Source organism: Streptomyces sp. NPDC004838 (genome assembly GCF_053600955.1).
In genome coordinates this window covers 217,889-235,214 of record NZ_JBSGAW010000007.1, presented here as the reverse complement: position 1 = coordinate 235,214, position 17,326 = coordinate 217,889, and the positions used below count along the sequence as shown (strand labels likewise).

The 17,326-nt window shown below is 71.5% G+C and carries 17 protein-coding genes; 3 read left to right on the top strand and 14 right to left on the bottom strand.

The annotated features are described in order from the left end of the window. Window positions 1-123 precede the first annotated feature (123 nt). Window positions 124-546, top strand: a complete 423-nt coding sequence (locus tag ACWEFL_RS11160; protein WP_451710370.1) for a hypothetical protein — start codon at window positions 124-126, stop codon at window positions 544-546. A gap of 637 nt (window positions 547-1,183) precedes the next feature. On the opposite strand, the gene ACWEFL_RS11155 is transcribed toward ACWEFL_RS11160, so the two are convergent. The 4 genes from ACWEFL_RS11155 to ACWEFL_RS11140 all read right to left on the bottom strand — a co-directional run bounded on the left by ACWEFL_RS11155 (window position 1,184) and on the right by ACWEFL_RS11140 (window position 5,156). Next, complete coding sequence (locus tag ACWEFL_RS11155) at window positions 1,184-2,356, bottom strand: acyl-CoA dehydrogenase family protein (protein ID WP_451710368.1); 1,173 nt, start codon at window positions 2,354-2,356, stop codon at window positions 1,184-1,186. A 158-nt stretch (window positions 2,357-2,514) separates the two neighbouring features. Then, on the bottom strand, window positions 2,515-3,303 hold the full coding sequence (locus tag ACWEFL_RS11150) for a TetR/AcrR family transcriptional regulator (RefSeq protein ID WP_451710366.1): 789 nt from the start codon (window positions 3,301-3,303) through the stop codon (window positions 2,515-2,517). A 167-nt stretch (window positions 3,304-3,470) separates the two neighbouring features. Beyond that, entirely contained in the window at window positions 3,471-3,644 is a 174-nt protein-coding gene (locus tag ACWEFL_RS11145; protein ID WP_451710365.1) for an SCO1431 family membrane protein, read from the bottom strand. A 129-nt stretch (window positions 3,645-3,773) separates the two neighbouring features. Continuing rightward, window positions 3,774-5,156, bottom strand: coding sequence for a peptidase C39 family protein (locus ACWEFL_RS11140; RefSeq protein ID WP_451710363.1), 1,383 nt, complete (start codon window positions 5,154-5,156; stop codon window positions 3,774-3,776). A gap of 230 nt (window positions 5,157-5,386) precedes the next feature. On the opposite strand from ACWEFL_RS11140, the gene ACWEFL_RS11135 reads away from it, so the two are divergent. Beyond that, window positions 5,387-6,001: a uridine kinase family protein gene (locus ACWEFL_RS11135; protein WP_451710362.1), complete on the top strand. Its 615-nt coding sequence runs from the start codon at window positions 5,387-5,389 to the stop codon at window positions 5,999-6,001. 403 nt (window positions 6,002-6,404) lie between these two features. Further along, a complete protein-coding gene (locus tag ACWEFL_RS11130) occupies window positions 6,405-8,297 on the top strand; it encodes an AAA family ATPase (RefSeq protein WP_451710444.1) in 1,893 nt (630 codons plus the stop codon). Between the two features lie 37 nt (window positions 8,298-8,334). On the opposite strand, the gene ACWEFL_RS11125 is transcribed toward ACWEFL_RS11130, so the two are convergent. The 10 genes from ACWEFL_RS11125 to ribD form a co-directional block, all read right to left on the bottom strand. Next, window positions 8,335-9,477, bottom strand: a complete 1,143-nt coding sequence (locus ACWEFL_RS11125) for a hemolysin family protein (RefSeq protein WP_451710360.1) — start codon at window positions 9,475-9,477, stop codon at window positions 8,335-8,337. Then, window positions 9,474-11,000, bottom strand: a complete 1,527-nt coding sequence (locus ACWEFL_RS11120) for a hemolysin family protein (RefSeq protein WP_451710358.1) — start codon at window positions 10,998-11,000, stop codon at window positions 9,474-9,476. Before ACWEFL_RS11120 ends, ACWEFL_RS11125 begins: the two co-directional genes overlap by 4 nt. A 211-nt stretch (window positions 11,001-11,211) precedes the next feature. After that, entirely contained in the window at window positions 11,212-11,715 is a 504-nt protein-coding gene (locus ACWEFL_RS11115; RefSeq protein ID WP_451710442.1) for a PH domain-containing protein, read from the bottom strand. Between the two features lie 45 nt (window positions 11,716-11,760). Next, window positions 11,761-12,609 (bottom strand): ATP phosphoribosyltransferase, encoded by an 849-nt coding sequence (gene hisG, locus ACWEFL_RS11110; RefSeq protein WP_451710356.1) that lies wholly within the window; start codon window positions 12,607-12,609, stop codon window positions 11,761-11,763. Window positions 12,610-12,682: 73 nt separating this feature from the next. Beyond that, the gene (locus ACWEFL_RS11105; protein WP_451710355.1) at window positions 12,683-12,964 is read right to left on the bottom strand and encodes a phosphoribosyl-ATP diphosphatase; all 282 of its coding nucleotides are present in this window, start codon (window positions 12,962-12,964) and stop codon (window positions 12,683-12,685) included. A gap of 33 nt (window positions 12,965-12,997) precedes the next feature. Beyond that, complete coding sequence (gene ribH / locus ACWEFL_RS11100; protein WP_451710353.1) at window positions 12,998-13,483, bottom strand: 6,7-dimethyl-8-ribityllumazine synthase; 486 nt, start codon at window positions 13,481-13,483, stop codon at window positions 12,998-13,000. Window positions 13,484-13,657: 174 nt separating this feature from the next. Continuing rightward, window positions 13,658-14,986, bottom strand: a complete 1,329-nt coding sequence (locus ACWEFL_RS11095; RefSeq protein WP_451710351.1) for a bifunctional 3,4-dihydroxy-2-butanone-4-phosphate synthase/GTP cyclohydrolase II — start codon at window positions 14,984-14,986, stop codon at window positions 13,658-13,660. Continuing rightward, a complete protein-coding gene (locus tag ACWEFL_RS11090; RefSeq protein ID WP_451710350.1) occupies window positions 14,983-15,627 on the bottom strand; it encodes a nicotinamide mononucleotide transporter family protein in 645 nt (214 codons plus the stop codon). The genes ACWEFL_RS11095 and ACWEFL_RS11090 overlap by 4 nt, the downstream gene beginning before the upstream one ends. After that, on the bottom strand, window positions 15,624-16,232 hold the full coding sequence (locus ACWEFL_RS11085; RefSeq protein WP_451710348.1) for a riboflavin synthase: 609 nt from the start codon (window positions 16,230-16,232) through the stop codon (window positions 15,624-15,626). Before ACWEFL_RS11085 ends, ACWEFL_RS11090 begins: the two co-directional genes overlap by 4 nt. Beyond that, window positions 16,233-17,324 carry a bifunctional diaminohydroxyphosphoribosylaminopyrimidine deaminase/5-amino-6-(5-phosphoribosylamino)uracil reductase RibD gene (gene ribD, locus ACWEFL_RS11080; RefSeq protein WP_451710346.1) on the bottom strand — a complete coding sequence of 364 codons (1,092 nt, stop codon included), beginning with the start codon at window positions 17,322-17,324 and terminating at the stop codon, window positions 16,233-16,235. Between the last annotated feature and the right edge of the window lie 2 nt (window positions 17,325-17,326).

Here is a 17,326-nt window from a genome sequence, read left to right as displayed (position 1 = left end):
ACACCACAGACGGAAAGCGGCCTCCGTCGTGACCGGACGGTTACCCGCAGGGCCCAGGGGGAAGTGCTTGCTGTGGTCGAGGCCACGTGAGCCCGGTTGGCCCACCAGAGGGGGAGATTCTCCATGCAGAGCGTCAAGAACACCGGCCGTACCGAACCGGAGCCTGTTGATCCGGCGGAGTCTGCGAGGTCTGCCGAGTTGGACGAGTTGAACGAGTACGACACCTTCGAGATGTACCGGGTCATCTGCCCGGACTGCACACAGCCGATCGCGCTCCTCGCCGACGAGGACGTACTGCCGGAGCACGCACTCTGCCCCACACCCTGGAATCCGTTCGGGCTGACCGTGTGCCGGGGCACCGGTCTCCCCGCCTCGCAGGCGCGACCCGCCGACGAGACGCTGGACGACCGGATCCGGGAGCAGGAGATGGGACTGCTGCTGACGCTGCCTCAGGGTCTGGACTGGCGGATGCAGCCCTTCTCCCACGTGGGCGGTCCGAGTTCGCGCCCGCTGCGCATGCCCACGATGCGCGAGCGGGCGGCCTGAGTCCCGGCCTCCTCCGGGGTCGGCCCGCCATGGCGGGTCGTCAGCTCGTCGGCCGCCCGTCGGCATTGACCGTCGCTCCCGCCGCTGTACCTGCCGTACCTCCGCCGCGCTTTCCGCACGCGCGGGCACGGGTGTGCGGCATCGGCTCCCAGTCGGCTTCGACACCGCGCCGCCCGCAAGCGCGGGCACGGGCCTCCGCGCCGGGAGACCTGCTCCGCCCCGGCGCCTCGGGTCTTCCACCCGCCCGAGCCTCTCTCCTGCCCGAGCCGGCCACCGCCACACGGGCTGCCGTGGCCGAACCGCGTGGCCGGACGGATGCGTGGCCGTCCGTAGGCGCGTCGGCCCATGACACGACGTCACACCCCCGCCCGCTCTCGGACCGCGAGGTCACCGCAGCCGGAGTCTCAGGTGCACGGCAACGTACGCGCGGCGACGCGCGAGCGGAGTCGGCGCGGTGGTGAGACCGGCCGCCCGAGCGTCCCGCTGACGGCCCGACTCCCCCGCCGGGGACAGCGGATGGGCGGAACCGGCGCGTCCGTGCACCACTCGATCCGTACCGATGGACCCCCCGAACGGGCACGCGTGCCGCCCCCGCCACCAGGGACGCGGCACCCGTGCCGCTCGGGGGCGTGTGCCCTCAGCGGGTCTCGGGGCCCATCAGGTGGCGGGCGATGACCATGCGCTGGATCTGGTTGGTGCCTTCGACGATCTGGAGCGCCTTGGCCTCGCGCATGAACCGCTCCACCGGGAAGTCGGCGGTGTAGCCGTATCCGCCGAGCACCTGGACCGCGTCGGTGGTGACGCTCATCGCCGCGTCCGTGCAGAACAGCTTGGCCATGGCGGCCTGCCGGGAGAAGGGCAGACCCGCGTCGCGCAGCCGGGCGGCCGAAAGGCAGAGCGCGCGGGCCGCCTCGACGCGGGTGGCCATGTCGGCGAGCAGGAAGCGCAGCCCCTGGAAGTCGGCGATGGGACGGCCGAACTGCCTGCGCCCGGTGGCGTACGAGAGCGCCTCGTCCAGCGCGGCCTGGGCGACTCCGACGGCACAGGCCGCGATGCCGAGCCGGCCCGAGTCCAGCGCGGAGAGCGCGATCGCGAAGCCCTGGCCCTCGTCGCCGATCCGCCGGACGTCCGGGACCCGTACGCCGTCGAAGTTGAGCTGGGCGGTGGGCGAGCCCTTCATGCCCATCTTCTTCTCTGGTGCGGCGGGGTTCAGGTTCTCCGCGTCACCGGGCACCAGGAAGGCGGTGATACCGCGTGCGCCCTCTTCGCCGGTGCGGGCGAGGACCGTGTAGAAGTCGGCGATCCCGCCATGGGTGATCCACGCCTTGGTGCCGGTGATCACCCAGTCGTCGCCGTCACGCACCGCCCTGGTGCGCAGGGATGCCGCGTCCGAGCCGGAAGCCGGTTCCGAGAGGCAGTACGCGCCGAGGAGCCCGCCGCCGAGCATGGCGGGCAGGTACTCGGCCCGCTGCTCCTTGGTGCCGTAGCCGGCAACGGCGTGGCAGGAGAGGGAGTGGACGCTGACGCCGAGGCCCACGGTCAGACGGGCGGCGGCCAGTTCCTCCAGGACCTGGAGGTAGACCTCGTACGGCTGGTCCCCGCCGCCGTGCTCGCCCGCGTAGGGAAGGCCGAGCAGCCCGGACTCGGACAGCAGCGAGAAGACCTCGCGGGGGAAGCGGCCCGCTTCCTCCTCCTCGGCCGCGTGGGGAGCGATCTCCCGCTGAGCGATATCGCGTACCAGGGTGATGAGATCCCTGGCCTCCTCGGTGGGCAGCTGACGTTCCACCGGCTGCGAGGCGTGGTAGGGCATGGCGGCACTCTCCTCCCTGTCGGGCGCTGCGGCGGGTGCGCGAAGGATGTGTGCGCGTTCCACCGGTTCTTCTGCCAGGCCGATGCTGCCCTTCCGGATCACGAAATGGCTTGAGGCGGCCATTGGCGCGTCGAGTATGCCCGATCAGCGGACGTCCGTCACGATCCGCTTTCCGCGGCCTCTTCCCACCGAGGGGCCTGTACCGGAAGACCGCCAGGGCCCCGAGCCCACCCGCCCGCCGACTCCTGCGTGTCCGGCGCGCTCCGGGCTCCCTGCGGATACGGCGGCGGCACCGGCTCACGAGGAGGCTGCGGGCAGTCCGGCTCGAACTCCTCGATGGTGCCGAGGGTCGCCCGCAGCAGACGCATCAGCAGGGCGCAGACCAGTTCACGGTCCATCTCCTGGTGTCCCAGCCAGTCGAGGGTGATCTGCTCGACACCGCTGAGCCAGCCCAGCAGCGCGAACCGCGCGAGCCGCGGGATGTCACGTTTGCCGTACGCGCCCTCGGCGATCGTGTCGATCAGTTCCTCGCGCACCCCGTCCCTGATGGACTGCACCTCGGGGTCGAAGCCGACGCCGCCCGTGACGATCGTGCGGAACGCCGATTCGTTGTTCTGGGCGTACCGCAGATATCCGTCCACCGTGCGCCGCACCCGCTGGGCGCGCGGCAGCCCGGTATCGCCCGCGGTGCGCGAGATGAGGTCCGCCACGGAATCCTCGATGATGGCGAGGTAATAGCCGCGTTTGCTCTTGAAGTAGTAGTAGATCAACCCTTTCGCGACCCCGGCATGACGGGCGATGTCATCCATCGACAGCGCGTCGTATGAGGTGTCGGCGAACAACTTCCGCCCGGTTGCGATGAGTTCAACACGGCGAGCCTGAGACTTCTCGGTCGCTCCGCGTCGTTCACCATTATTCAATTTACGCCCTTGTCTCAAAAGTGACACAGGATCTTCGCAGTATGGCAGAACTGCGAAGTCGTTCAGGCGTGTGCGAGTGCGTTGGCCAAGAATGCGCTCACCCGGTGTCCCCCACTACACCGAAATATCAACCGGACGGACGGTTTCCGGTGGGAGCCGGTGGGAGTCGGCGGAAGCCAGTGGAATTCAAAGAGCTAGATCAGGCCGAGCTGAGTGACGAGCATGGCGAGGACGACGACGAGCGTCCAGCCGAGGATGTGCTCCAGGACACCTCCGCCCTCCTCGGGACCTCCGGTACGGGTACGGGTCCCGGCAGCGGACGTGGAAGCGGATGCAGAAGCTGCAACAGAGGCAGAGCCAGAGGTCATGGTGGTTCCCGATCGGTCGATGTGCGGATGCGCCTTACGGGACGTACGGCGCACGCTGACCGTCCACAGTGCCAGCGAGACGGCTCCGGGGCAGTGACCTGCGTCTCCATCGCGATGCCCTGGCACCCGTCAGTCGACGCCCACCATGGCGAGTGCCCGCCTCTGACCTGCGGTCGGATGCTCGGGCCAGAGCAGATAGCACACTCCCCCGGTGCCGGAGACCACCTGTCCGCTCGCGTTGTGGCGCTTAGTCCTGAGCCAGACGTTCTCCCACTCGCGCCTGCGGTAGACCCGGCGTACGGCTTCGTTCTCCGGTGCGGCGGGGTCGTTGGCGATCACATCGCCGTCGGGGGTGAAGCCGATCACGGTCATCAGATGGCCCGCGGTGCCGTAGCCCGCGCCGGTCAGCTCCTCCTCGCGGAAGGACTGGGACGTGATGACCGGGATACCGGCCCTGACCAGCCGTTCCAGATCGGTCAGCGCGGACAGCCGGGTCACGACCGCGTTCATGCCGGGGTAGGTCGCCGCGTAGGCCGTGTTGAAGGGCCAGTTCCCGCAGCCCTCGTACCGGTGGTCGTAGGTGTGGCGGGCGGCGTGGCAGACCTGCGGATCCGTGTAGGCCGGATCGACCCACGCCAGGTCGTCGGCGCCGGGGCCCCGGCCCCAGTACTCGATGATCATCTGGACGGAGGTGGGGCTGCACCATGCCTCACCGCCGTTGTCGTACTCCGGATACCGGCCGACATGCGTGTTCTGCGAATAGCGCGGCACGGCCAGTTCACGCGCCGGCCCCGGCTCGGACGCGGGGACGGTGAACCGGTCCGGGATGTCCGACGCCATCGCGCCCAGCCGCCATACGGTCGGAGTGAGCCGGGTGCCGGGCCTGCGGTAGAGGGTGAGCCTGAGCTGGTACGAGGAGAGCCGCAGACCGCTCGCCGGATCGTCGACCGAGAACGTGTCGGTCCGGACGGCCGCCCTGCCGTCGCCCTGGTCGTCGACCGAGGCGCGCTTGATGTCCTCGTCGCCCGCCGCCCAGCGGCCCATGACGAACCACGGTGTCTCCTCGCCGTCGGAGTAGGTGCCGCGCAGTTCGATCCGGAGCCAGGTGCCGGCCGGGGTGCGCGCGTTCCAGGAGACGATGGCCTCGGTCGCCGGGACGGGGGAGCGGTGGACGGGCGAGGTCCATGTGCCGTACTCCCACGCTGTCGTACGCCCGGTGTGCGGATCGGTGTAGTCGACGGTGCCCGCGGGCCGGGCGACGACCACTCCGGGACGGCGACCCGCGGCGGTCCTGGTACCGGCCGCCGTACCGCCACGCCAGTCCGTGTACGAGGTCCAGAAGCGGTTGTCCACGAGCCGGGCTGTCCTCACGGGGGCGGCGGAAGGGGCGGGAGCGGCTCGGCCGGCGGGAACCGCGACGGCGGAGGAAGACGAGGAGGACAGCGTGCCCGCCCCGGCGGCCACCGCGATCGCGGCGCTCAGCACGGTTCTGCGCGACGTGGCTCTGGCCATGGAACCCCCAGTCGGAAGCGCTCGGTTCGGCGGCGGCCCGTATCGGGCGCGACGCACGCCGGGCGCGGCGCGGGACCCACGGGCCCGGCGCACGGAACGCCCGCTGGCCACTATCGCGGGTCGTGACCGCCTTCGGCCAGCGTCCCGCCCCCGCGTCCCCCGACCGATACCCGGTCTGGCCCACCCGCGTGACCTGCGGCTCGGCGTCCCACCGCCGGTAGGGTGGCCGGGTGGACGATCTCGACCGGACCGCCCGGGAACTGCGCGCGCTGCCGCCTTCGTGCGGGCCGGTGCGGCTGATCGCGGTCGACGGGCACGCCGGGTCCGGCAAGAGCACCTTCACCGCGCGCCTCGCGGCGGCGCTGACCGCCGCCGGTGACCGGACGCCCGTCCTCCACCTCGACGATCTGGCCAGCCACGAGGAGTACTTCGCCTGGACGGACCGGATGCTCGCCCAGGTCGTCGGCCCGCTCTCGCACGGCGAACGGGCGTGGTACGCCCCGTACGACTGGATCGCACGCCGCTTCACCGCACCGCGCTCCCTCGACCCGGCTCCGGTCGTCCTCATCGAGGGCGTGGGCGCGGGCAGAGCCGCGCTCCGCCCCCATCTGGCACGGCTGCTCTGGATGGAGAAGGGCGCCGAGGACTCCTGGGCGCGGGGCCGTCGGCGCGACGGAGCCGCCCTCTCCGCCTTCTGGGACACCTGGACAGAGGCGGAGACGCGCCATTTCCTGGCCGACCCCTCACGTCCCTCCGCGGACGCATTGGTACGGGAGTGTTCAGAGGGATACAAGTTACTGCCGGGACCGTCTGCGACCGCGCGAACGAGTCGAATCATCACATAGAGTAATCATTTCCCCCGGGCATACCGAGGGGTCCGCGATCCTCCCGATGAGTGCCCGAACTCCGCTTGACCGACGGGGCGTACAGGTCTTACGTTCTCAATGTGCGGCTTTCCGAAGACGCCACAGACGCGAAGCCCCCGGTTGTTCCCCCGTGATCGGGGGCTTCGTTCTGTGCGTCCCCCGCGCCCTCCCCCTCCGCCTTCACCCTCGGTCACCGCCGCCGGATCACTTCACGGTGCCCTTAAGCTGGGCGTCCCTGCGCAGGTACGATGCACTCCGGTGGGGTCAAATCCCGTCCACGTCAAGGCGGTTCAGTGCGTCACCCACGTCGCCCATCCAGCGCCGGGGGTTCCGGGGGTCGCCCCGGGAAAACACGGCACAGGTGCACTTTGTGGGGGACCTGATGGACATCGGCACGCAGGGCGCACAGGCCCCGGCCGACCTCGCCTGGGTGCGCGGCGTGGACGCCTACACCATGGGGGCCTATCCCCAGGCGGAAGAGGAGTTCCGTACCGCGGTACGGCTCGATCCCGGTATGGCCGACGGCTGGCTCGGCCTGCACGCGCTCCGCGTCGACACGACGACCGCGCTGCTGCGCATGCACCGGGCCCGCGACCGCTTCGGCGAGCAGCGCACCCGCCACCGCCGCACCCTCAACTCCTGGTACTGGCTCGGCTGGTGGGTCCAGCCCGTGCTGGAGAGCCCGCGCGATCTGCTGCTGGCGCACGCCTCCCACTGGCTCGACGGCCGTCATGTGCCGGAGCTGGACCGGGCGCTCGCGGGACTGCCGCCCGTCGACGCCGACCCCCAGGTCCGCTTCCTGCACGCCTGCCGCGCGTATCTGGTCAAGGACTGGGAGCAGCTCGTACGTCACACCGAACCGCTGGTCAACGATCCCCTGCTGGGCATCGAGGCGGGGCTCTTCGGCGGCATGGCCCGGGTGCGGATGGAGATGTACGGACAGGCCGAGCCGCTGCTGTCCGCCGCGCTGATGCGCTGCCGGAGCGAGCAGCCGCAGCGCAAGGAGCTGCGCTACTGGCTGGCGCGGGCGCACGAGGGCACCGGCCGGAGCGCGGCGGCCCTGCCGCTCTACCGCGCCGTGCACCGTATCGATCCGGCGTTCATGGACACATCGGCGCGGCTGGCGGCGATCGCGGAGTACGACGGAATCGACGGCTACGACGACGCCGGCCCTCTCGCCGTCTCGTTCGCCGGATACGGCCTGGACACCGCCGAGGAACGGGCCGAGGGGGACTCGTCGCCGTCGGCGGAGGCGCGGGCCGGGGCCGATCCGCAGACCCAGCTGCCCGGTTCGGCGCCGACCGCGCAGGCCGAGTTCATACGCAGCCGGGCGGCCGCGCCGTCCGAGCCCGCTCCCCCGCTGTTCCCCTCGGGTCCCACCGATCCGGAGCTGCTCGCCGACGCGCTCGCCGAGCTGGAGCGGATGGTGGGCATGGAACCGGTGAAGCGGCAGGTGAAGGCGCTCTCCGCGCAGCTGGAGATGGCCAGGCTGCGGGCGGCTCAGGGGCTGCCCGTCCAGCCGCCGAAACGCCACTTCGTCTTCTCCGGCCCCTCCGGCACCGGCAAGACCACCGTCGCCCGGATACTCGGCCGGGTCTTCTACGCGCTCGGTCTGCTGGGCGGGGACCATCTGGTGGAGGCCCAGCGCTCCGATCTGGTGGGCGAGTTCCTGGGGCAGACGGCGGTGAAGGCCAATGAGCTGATCGACTCGGCGCTGGGCGGGGTGCTCTTCGTGGACGAGGCGTACAGCCTCTCCAACACCGGCTACTCGAAGGGCGACGCCTACGGCGACGAGGCCCTCCAGGTCCTGCTGAAGCGGGCCGAGGACAACCGCGACCATCTCGTCGTCATCCTGGCGGGCTATCCGGAGGGCATGGACCGCCTCCTCGCCGCCAACCCCGGACTGACCTCCCGCTTCACCACCCGCGTGGACTTCCCCTCGTACCGCCCGCTGGAGCTGACCGCGATCGGCGAGGTGCTGGCCGCGGAGAACGGCGATGTGTGGGACGAGGAGTCCGTCGAGGAGCTGCGCTCCATCTGCGGCCATGTGGTCGACCAGAGCTGGATCGACGAGCTGGGCAACGGCCGGTTCCTGCGCACGCTGTACGAGAAGAGCTGCGCGTACCGGGATCTGCGGCTCTCCACCTATCCCGGCACGCCGACCCGCGAGGATCTGGCGACCCTCAGGCTGCCCGATCTGATGCAGGCGTACGGGGAGGTCCTGTCGGGCCGCGGTCCACTCGACCGCGGCCCCCAGGAGCCGCCGCTGGGCTGAAGGCCCGGCGAGGAGCCGGGCCGTCCCGAAGCCCCCGTCAGCCGGCCAGCGCGATGTCCCCGCCGGGCCGGGCCGCGCGCGGGACCGTGGTCCGGCGGCCCGGATCGTGGTGGTCCGGATCGCGGCGGTCCGGATCGCGGCGGTCCGGGTCAGGGTGGGATGGATCGGGGACCTCGCCGACCAGCGTTCTGAGGACGTCCTCCATCGCCACCAGGCCGAGCACCCGCCCGGACGCGTCGGCGACCTGCGCCAGATGGGCGGCCGCCCGCCGCATCACGGTGAGGGCGTCGTCCAGGGGCAGTTCGGAACTCAGGGTCGCCATGGGCCGCCAGACCGGCTGGGGCACGGCCCGGTCGGTCTCCTCCAGATCGAGTACGTCCTTGACATGGAGATAGCCCATGTACGGGCCGGCGCCGTCGCCGCTGACCGGGAAGCGGGAGTAGCCGGTGCGTACCGTCAGCTCCTCGACCTGGCGCGGGGTGACCGACGGCGGGACCGTCACCAGGGCGGAGCGGACGATCAGCACATCGGTCACCGGACGGCTGCCCAGTTCCAGCGCCTCCTCCAGCCGCTCCTGCTCGGCCGGCTCCAGCAGCCCGGCCTGCCCCGAGTCCTCGACGAGCCGTCCCAGCTGGGCGCTGGTGAAGACCGCCTCCACCTCGTCCCTGGGTTCGACGCCGAAGAGCCGCAGCACCAGGCGGGAGCAGGCTCCGAGGGCCGCCGTCACCGGCCGGCAGAGCCGGGCGAAGGCGACGAGCCCCGGACTGAACCAGAGGGCCGTCCTCTCGGGGGCCGCCATCGCCAGATTCTTCGGGACCATCTCTCCGACGACGAGATGCAGCGAGACGACCACCGCCAGCGCGATCACGAAACCCAGCGGATGGATCAGCCCCTCGGGCACCCGGGCGATGTGGAACAACGGCTCCAGCAGACGCGCCACGGTCGGTTCGGCGACCGCCCCGAGGGTGAGCGAGCAGATCGTGATCCCGAACTGGGCCGCCGCCATCATCCGCGGCAGATTCTCCAGACCGTGGAGCACCTGCCGGGCGCGGGAGGACCCGGCCGCCGCCAGGGGTTCGATCTGGCTGCGGCGTACGGAGACGAGAGCGAACTCGGCCCCTACGAAGAAGCCGTTGGCGAGCACCAGCAGGCCCGCGAACACGAGTTGCAGAGCGCTCATCGGACGGCCTCCGCCGACGTCCGCGCCTCGGCCTCGGTCCGGGTGCCGGTCCGGGTGTCCGCCCGTAAGCCGATCTGTGCCTCGGTCCGTACGCCGGGCCGTGCGCCGCCCCCTACGCCGGCCCGTACGCCGGCGGAGTCCGGTGGCGCGGCCACCGGGGTCCGCGCCCCGGCCGCCGGCTCGGCCGGGACCGCGCCGGACCCGCCGCCCTCCGCCGTACTGCGCACCAGGCGCACGCGCTCGGCGCGGTAGCGGTCGACCTGCCGTACGGAGAGCCGCCAGCCGGGCAGTTCCGCGCGGTCGCCCGGAGCGGGGATCCGCCCCAGGAGGTCGGCGACGAGCCCCGCCACGGTCTCGTACGGCCCGTCGGGAACGTCGAGCCCTATCCGGCGCAGGGTGAGGACCCGGCAGCTGCCGTCGGCCTCCCAGACGGGTCTGCCGTCCTCGGCGGGGGCGGGTGCGATCTCGGGCCGGGCCTCGGACTCGGCGTCGTGCTCGTCGCGGACCTCGCCGACCAGTTCCTCGACGATGTCCTCCAGGGTGACGACCCCGGCCGTGCCGCCGTACTCGTCGACGACCACGGCGATCGGCTGCTCCCCGCGCAGCCGCTCCAGCAGCCGCTGTACGGGCAGCGTCCCCGGCACCAGCAGCGGCGGCACGGCGACCGCCCCGACCGGGGTCCGGGTCCGCCGGTCGGCCGGCACCGCGAGGGCGGCCTTCAGATGGACCATGCCGACGATCTCGTCGATGCGCTCCCCGTACACGGGGAAGCGCGAGAGTCCGGTCGCGCGGGTGAGGTTGAGTACGTCCGCGGCGGTGGCGTCCGTCTGGAGGGCGCTCATCCGCACGCGCGGGGTCATCACATGCTGTGCCGTGAGATGGCCAAGCGAGAGCGTGCGGACGAAGAGATCCGCGGTGTCCTGTTCCAGCGCTCCGGCCCGTGCCGAGTGGCGGGCGAGAAAGACCAGCTCACCGGGGGTGCGAGCGGACGCCAGCTCCTCCGTGGGCTCGACGCCTATCAGGCGTACGAGACGGTTGGCGACGGCGTTCAGCAGGGCGATGACCGGGCGGAACGCGGTGGAGAACAGCCGCTGGGGACCGGCGACGAAGCGGGCGACCTGAAGCGGGCGGGAGACCGCCCAGTTCTTGGGGACCAGCTCGCCGATCACCATCTGGGCGGCGGACGCCAGCAGTATGCCGACCACCACCGCGATCCCGGAGACGGCCCCCTCGGGCAGTCCGGTCGCGGTGAGCGGGCCGTCGAGCAGTCCGGCGAGCGCGGGTTCGGCGAGCATGCCGACGACGAGCGAGGTGATGGTGATGCCGAGCTGCGTGCCGGACAGCTGGAAGGACAGCTCCCGCAGGGCCTCGACGACTCCGCCGGCCCGGCGGTCACCTTCGGCCGCGGCCCGTTCGGCGTCGGGCCGGTCCACGGTGACCAGGCCGAACTCGGCCGCCACGAAGAAACCGTTGGCGAGGATCAGGAGGAACGCTGCGCAGAGCAGCAACAGGGGGGTGATCATTCCGCCGCCTCCCGTGGGAGGGCGGCGCGGGTACTGCCGGACGATCCGTCCATTGCCGGAGGGAGTCACTCCTCGGGTCGCAGGTGTCCCACGGGCGGCCGGCGGCGGGCAGCCGCCGGGGGCCGGATGCGGATGGGACGGGGCGCGCTCGGCGCCGCCACGACCAGATTAGCCACCCGTGTCGGCTATGCGGCAGGGGCGACGCCGTGGATCACCGCGCCGGACGCGTCCGCCCGGTGGCGTCCGGGGGCTCGGTCCGGTTGGGCGTGCCATGGGTCTCGGCGAGCGCCCGCAGCGCGCGGGCGTCGCCGATGGCCTTCTGCCGGGCGATTCCCGGCTGGATGCCGAGCGCGGGCAGGCTGGTGCCGTCGCTGAGATCGAGGAAGACCCAGGGGTCGCCCGGACGGAGGTTGACGCGCAGGATCTCCGCCCACTCCAGACGTCGGACGCGGGTGATGTTGACGACGGTGACACCGGATTCGTCGGCGACGACCTTGGGCCTGCTCAGCAGGTACAGCACTCCGAGGAAGAGCGCGGCGGTGAAGACGAAGCTGATCCGCTCCCCCGGGCTCAGCCGGTCCAGGGTCAGACCGACGGCGCTGATCACGGAGAACATCACCGTGCCCACGGCCAGCAGGACGACGCGGGTCCGGTTCGGCCTGAAGGTGGCCGGGAGCGCGGGGGCTTCGGGGGTGTGGGGAGCGGAGGCGGGCATGGTCTCGGTCATCTCTCAGAAGTCTCCGAGGAGCACGGTCGTGCCTCAGAGCCGGCAGGCGTGGATGGCGGTGGTGAGGATGGCCCTGGCGCCGAGGTCGTACAGATCGTCCATGATCCGCTGCGCCTCCTTGGCGGCGACCATCGAGCGGACCGCGACCCAGCCCTCGTGGTGCAGGGGCGAGATGGTCGGGGATTCGAGGCCGGGAGTGAGGGCGACGGCCTGTTCCAGGTGCTCGACCCGGCAGTCGTAGTCCATCATCACGTAGCTGCGGGCCACCAGGACGCCCTGGAGGCGGCGCAGGAACTGCTGGACCTTCGGTTCGGACGAGTCGGCGCCGGTGCGCCGGATGACGACCGCCTCCGACGTCATGATCGGCTCGCCGATGACTTCGAGGCCCGCGTTCCGCAGGGACGTCCCGGTCTCGACGACGTCCGCGATGACCTGGGCGACGCCCAGCTCGATCGCGGTCTCCACCGCGCCGTCGAGGTGCACGACGGAGGCGTCGATGCCGTTGTCGGCGAGGTGCTTGGCGACGATTCCCTCGTACGACGTCGCCACGGTCATTCCGCCGAAGCCGTCGACGCCTTGGGCGGTGCCGGGCTTGGTGGCGTAGCGGAAGGTGGAGCGGGCGAAGCCGAGCTGCATGATCTCCTCGGCGTTGGCGCCGGAGTCGAGCAGCAGATCGCGGCCGGTGATACCGATGTCGAGGCGGCCGGAGCTGACGTAGATCGCGATGTCGCGCGGGCGCAGATAGAAGAACTCGACTTCGTTCCCGGGGTCCACGAGCACCAGCTCCTTGGACTCCTTGCGCTGCTGGTAGCCGGCCTCATGGAGCATCTCCGACGCAGGTCCGGACAGTGAACCCTTGTTCGGGACGGCGATGCGCAGCATGAGGTCGGCTTCCTTACGTGAGGTGGGGGGGGTGGCTGAGCGGTGCGGTGTGGCGGCGGGGCCGTCGGGCCGTTCAGAGATGGGTGTAGACCTCGTCGAGCGAGATCCCGCGCGCGACCATCATCACCTGGACGTGGTACAGCAGCTGCGAGATCTCCTCGGCGGCGGCTTCCTTGCTCTCGTACTCGGCGGCCATCCAGACTTCGGCGGCCTCCTCCACGACCTTCTTGCCGATGGCGTGGACGCCCTTGTCGACCAGCTCGGCGGTGCGGGAGGTGGCGGGGTCGCCGGTCTTCGCCTTGTGCTGGAGCTCGGCGAAGAGCTCTTCGAAACTTTTGCGAGTCGTGTTCGCCATGATGGTCTCAGAGTACGGGGTGCGGGGGACGGCTCAGCGCCAGGGCTCGCTGACGGAGCGCAGGGTGGCGGCGGTGGCCACCGCCGCCGTGACGGCTTCATGGCCCTTGTCCTCGCGCGATCCCTCGATTCCGGCGCGGTCCAGTGCCTGCTCCTCCGTATCGCAGGTCAGGACGCCGAATCCGATGGGTACCCCGGTGTCGACGGCCACCTGGGTGAGTCCCTGGGTGACGCCTTGGCACACAAACTCGAAGTGGGGGGTGCCGCCGCGGATGACGACGCCGAGGGCGACGACCGCGTCATAGCCCCGGCTCGCGAGGACCTTCGCGACCACCGGGAGTTCGAAGCTGCCGGGGACCCGCAGGAGCGTCGGCTCGTCGATGCCCAGTTCGCGCAGGGCGCGCAGCGCCCCGTCGACGAGGCCGTCCATGACCTTCTCGTGCCACTGGGCCGCGATGACCGCGACACGGAGGTCTCCGCAGTTACGTACGGACAGTTCGGGTGCGCCCTTGCCGCTCACGCTTCTCCTCGGTTGGTGGTGCTGGTGGGTGGTCGCTGGTGTCACTGGTGTCACTGGTGTCGCTGGTGTGCAGGGGGTGACCGGTCGCCGGCGCCGCGGTGGCCGCCGGTCGGCCGGAGGCCGGTGCCTGTACCGGTCTCCGGTGCCGTGCCGGTGGGGGATGTCCCGCGTGGCCTACTGGTTGCCGCAGGTGGATGCGCCCGCGGGGTCGAGCCAGGGCAGGTCGTGGCCCATCCGGTCCCGCTTGGTCCGCAGATACCGCAGATTGTGCTCGCCCGCCTGGACGGGCATCGGCTCGCGGCCTTGGACGGTGAGGCCGTGCCGGACGAGCGCGCTGATCTTGTCGGGGTTGTTGGTCATCAGCCGCAGGCTGCGCACGCCGAGGTCCGCGAGGATGCGGGCGCCGGCCGCGTAGTCGCGGGCGTCGGCGGGCAGCCCGAGTTCGAGGTTGGCGTCGAGGGTGTCGCGGCCCCGTTCCTGGAGCTCGTACGCCCGGAGCTTGGAGAGCAGGCCGATGCCCCGGCCCTCGTGGCCGCGGAGGTAGACCACGACACCGCGGCCTCGGCCGGTGATGTGCCGCATGGACGCCTGGAGCTGGGGGCCGCAGTCGCAGCGCAGCGAGTGGAAGACGTCGCCGGTCAGGCACTCGGAGTGGACGCGGACGAGGACGTCCTCGCCGTCGCCGATGTCGCCGTGGACGAGGGCGACGTGCTCGACGCCGTCGACGGTGGAGCGGTAGCCGTAGGCGGTGAACTGTCCGAAGGCGGTGGGCAGATTGACCTCGGCCTCGCGTTTGACGGTCGGCTCGCTGGTGCGGCGGTAGGCGATCAGGTCTTCGATGGAGATGATCGTCAGCCCGTGCTTGCGGGCGAAGGGGATCAGCTCGGGCAGCCGCAGCATCACCCCGTCCTCGCCGGCGATCTCCACGATCGCCCCGGCCGGGCGGAGGCCGGCGAGCCGGGCCAGATCGACGGCGGCCTCGGTGTGGCCGTTACGGGTCAGCACACCGCCGGGCTTGGCGCGCAGCGGGAAGACATGGCCGGGGCGGACGAAGTCGGAGGGCCCGGCGGTGCCGCCGGCCAGCAGCCGGAGGGTGGTGGCGCGGTCGGCGGCGGAGATTCCGGTGGTGACGCCGTACGAGGGTCCGGCGTCGACGGAGACGGTGAACGCGGTCTGCATGGACTCGGTGTTGTGTTCGACCATCTGCGGCAGTTCGAGCCGGTTCAGTTCGTCGCTCTCCATCGGGGCGCAGATCAGTCCGCGGCACTCGCTCATCATGAAGGCGACGATCTCGGGGGTGGCCTTCTCGGCGGCGATGACGAGGTCTCCCTCGTTCTCGCGGTCCTCGTCGTCGACGACCACGACGGGGCGGCCCGCCGCGATGTCGCGTATGGCGTTCTCGACGGGGTCGAGGGCGAAGTCCTCCGCGTTGTCCGTGGAGTACCAGGTGGGGGTGGCGGGGTGTTGTGTGGGGGCGGTGGGCGGAGACGGGTGGACGGTCATGCCGGTGCTCCTTCCAGAGCCGGGGTACGGGTGCGCAGCCACCAGTCGCGCAGGCCCCACAGGACGAGCGCGAAGTAGACCACGTAGACCAGGCCGGAGAAGGCCAGGCCGCTGCTGAAGGCGAGCGGCACGCCGACGAGGTCGACGAGCAGCCAGGCGAACCAGAACTCGACCAGGCCACGGGCCTGGGCGGCCATGGCGACGAGTGTGCCGACGAAGATGTACGCGTCGGCCCAGGGGCTCCAGGAGAGCGACGGATAGAGGGTGAACAGCCCGCCGACGGCCAGGGTTCCGGCGATCGCGGTGGCGGCGAGGATTCCGCGTTCCCTCCAGGTGGCGAAGCGCACCGCGATGGAGCCGTCCCGCGTCTGTCGCGAACCGCGGGTCCACTGGCGCCAGCCCCAGACGGCGACGGCGATGACGACGAGCTGTTTGCCGACGCCGCCGCCGAGTTGTGCGGAGGCGTAGGCGGCGACGAGGATCACGCCGGAGGCGAGCTGTGCGGGCCAGGTCCAGACGGAGCGCCGCCAGCCGAGGGCGAGGGCGGCCAGTCCGACGCTGTTGCCGATCATGTCGGACCACATGATGGGCTGCCCGAAGGCCGTGAAGGCTTCGGAGTTCAGCCAGGACAGGGCGCTCACCGGGGCGTCTCCCGCGTTCGGTCGCCGAGCAGCCTCTCGACGTACTTGGCGATCACGTCGACTTCGAGGTTGACGGGGTCGCCGGGCCCCTTGATGCCGAGCGTGGTCAGCGCGAGGGTGGTGGGGATGAGGCTGATGGTGAAGTAGTCCGGGCCCGCGTCCACGACGGTGAGGCTGACGCCGTCGACCGTGATGGAGCCCTTCTCCACGACGTAACGGGAGAGGTTCGGGGGCAGGGAGACCTTCACGATCTCCCAGTTCTCCGACGGGGTCCGCTCGATGATCGTTCCCGTGCCGTCGACATGGCCCTGCACGATGTGTCCGCCGAGGCGGTCGCCGACGGCCATCGGCCGCTCGAGGTTGACGCGGGAGCCGGTGGCGAGCGCGCCGAGGCTGGAGCGTTTGAGCGTCTCGGCCATCACGTCGGCGGTGAACTCGCCGTCGCCGGCGGCGACGACGGTGAGGCAGACGCCGTTGACGGCGATCGAGTCGCCGTGCGCGGCGTCTTCGGTGACGAGGGGTCCCCGCAGCCGGAAGCGGCAGGAGTCGCCGAGGTCCTCGACGGCGGTGATCTCGCCCAGCTCTTCGACGATTCCGGTGAACACTCAGCGCTCCTTGGGTGCGGTTGCGGGGACGGCGGTGACGCGCAGATCGGGTCCGATGCGCACGGTCTCGGTCATGTCGAGCCGCAACGCTTCGCCGATCGTGGTGATTCCGGCGCCGGCGAGAGCGGGGGGTCCGGCGCCGAGGAGTACGGGGGCGAGATAGCCGACGACCTTGTCGACCGCGCCCGCGGAGACGAAGGCCCCGGCGAGGGTGGGACCGCCTTCGAGGAGTACGGAGCGGACGCCGCGGCCGTACAGCTCCGCCAGCAGGGCGGGGATGCTGACGCCTTTCCCGGCCGCGGGGAGTGCGACCACGTCGACGCCCGGCAGATGGCCCGTGTCGGCGCTCTCCCCGACGGCGATGAGCGTCGGCGCGGCGCCGTCGAGAACGCGGGCGGTCGGCCGGATGGTCGCATGGGTGTCGACGACGACCCGCAGGGGCTGGGTGACGCCGTCGAGGCCCCGTACGGCGAGGTGCGGGTCGTCGGCGCGCAGGGTGCCGGATCCGACGACGACGGCGTCCGCCTCGGCGCGCAGCCGGTGGACGTCGGCGCGGGACTCGGGGGAGGTGATCCAGCGGCTGCTGCGGTCCTCGGCGGCGATCCGGCCGTCGAGGGTGGCGGCGTACTTCCACAGGACGTGGGGGCGGCCGGTCCGTACGGAGGTGAGCCAGGCGGTGTTGCCCGCTTCGGCCTCGGCGGCGAGCGGGCCGCGCCCGACCTGGACGCCGGCCGCGCGCAGGGTCTGGGCACCGCCGGTGGCCTGCGGGTTCGGGTCGGCGACCGCGTACACGACCCGGCTGACGCCCGCGTCGATGAGCGCCTGCGCGCAGGGGCCGGTGCGGCCGGTGTGGTTGCAGGGTTCGAGGGTGACGTACGCGGTGCCGCCGCGGGCCCGTTCGCCCGCGGCGCGCAGAGCGTGGATTTCGGCGTGCGGGCCGCCGACGCGCTGGTGGTATCCCTCGCCGACGGTCTGTCCCGAGGCGTCCGTGATGACGCATCCGACGACCGGGTTGGGGCTCGTGGAGCCGAGTCCGCGGGCGGCGAGCGCGATCGCTCGGCGCATGGCGGCGGTGTCGGCTGCGGTGGCCACCG

Coding starts and splice junctions, on each gene's coding strand:
- ACWEFL_RS11145 (WP_451710365.1), bottom strand. CDS start 3,644: ATGACCTCTGGCTCTGCCTCTGTTGCAGCTTCTGCATCCGCTTCCACG.
- ACWEFL_RS11095 (WP_451710351.1), bottom strand. CDS start 14,986: ATGACCGTCCACCCGTCTCCGCCCACCGCCCCCACACAACACCCCGCC.
- ACWEFL_RS11105 (WP_451710355.1), bottom strand. CDS start 12,964: ATGGCGAACACGACTCGCAAAAGTTTCGAAGAGCTCTTCGCCGAGCTC.
- hisG (WP_451710356.1), bottom strand. CDS start 12,609: ATGCTGCGCATCGCCGTCCCGAACAAGGGTTCACTGTCCGGACCTGCG.
- ACWEFL_RS11155 (WP_451710368.1), bottom strand. CDS start 2,356: ATGCCCTACCACGCCTCGCAGCCGGTGGAACGTCAGCTGCCCACCGAG.
- ACWEFL_RS11130 (WP_451710444.1), top strand. CDS start 6,405: ATGGACATCGGCACGCAGGGCGCACAGGCCCCGGCCGACCTCGCCTGG.
- ACWEFL_RS11140 (WP_451710363.1), bottom strand. CDS start 5,156: ATGGCCAGAGCCACGTCGCGCAGAACCGTGCTGAGCGCCGCGATCGCG.
- ACWEFL_RS11115 (WP_451710442.1), bottom strand. CDS start 11,715: ATGCCCGCCTCCGCTCCCCACACCCCCGAAGCCCCCGCGCTCCCGGCC.
- ACWEFL_RS11120 (WP_451710358.1), bottom strand. CDS start 11,000: ATGATCACCCCCCTGTTGCTGCTCTGCGCAGCGTTCCTCCTGATCCTC.
- ACWEFL_RS11125 (WP_451710360.1), bottom strand. CDS start 9,477: ATGAGCGCTCTGCAACTCGTGTTCGCGGGCCTGCTGGTGCTCGCCAAC.
- ACWEFL_RS11160 (WP_451710370.1), top strand. CDS start 124: ATGCAGAGCGTCAAGAACACCGGCCGTACCGAACCGGAGCCTGTTGAT.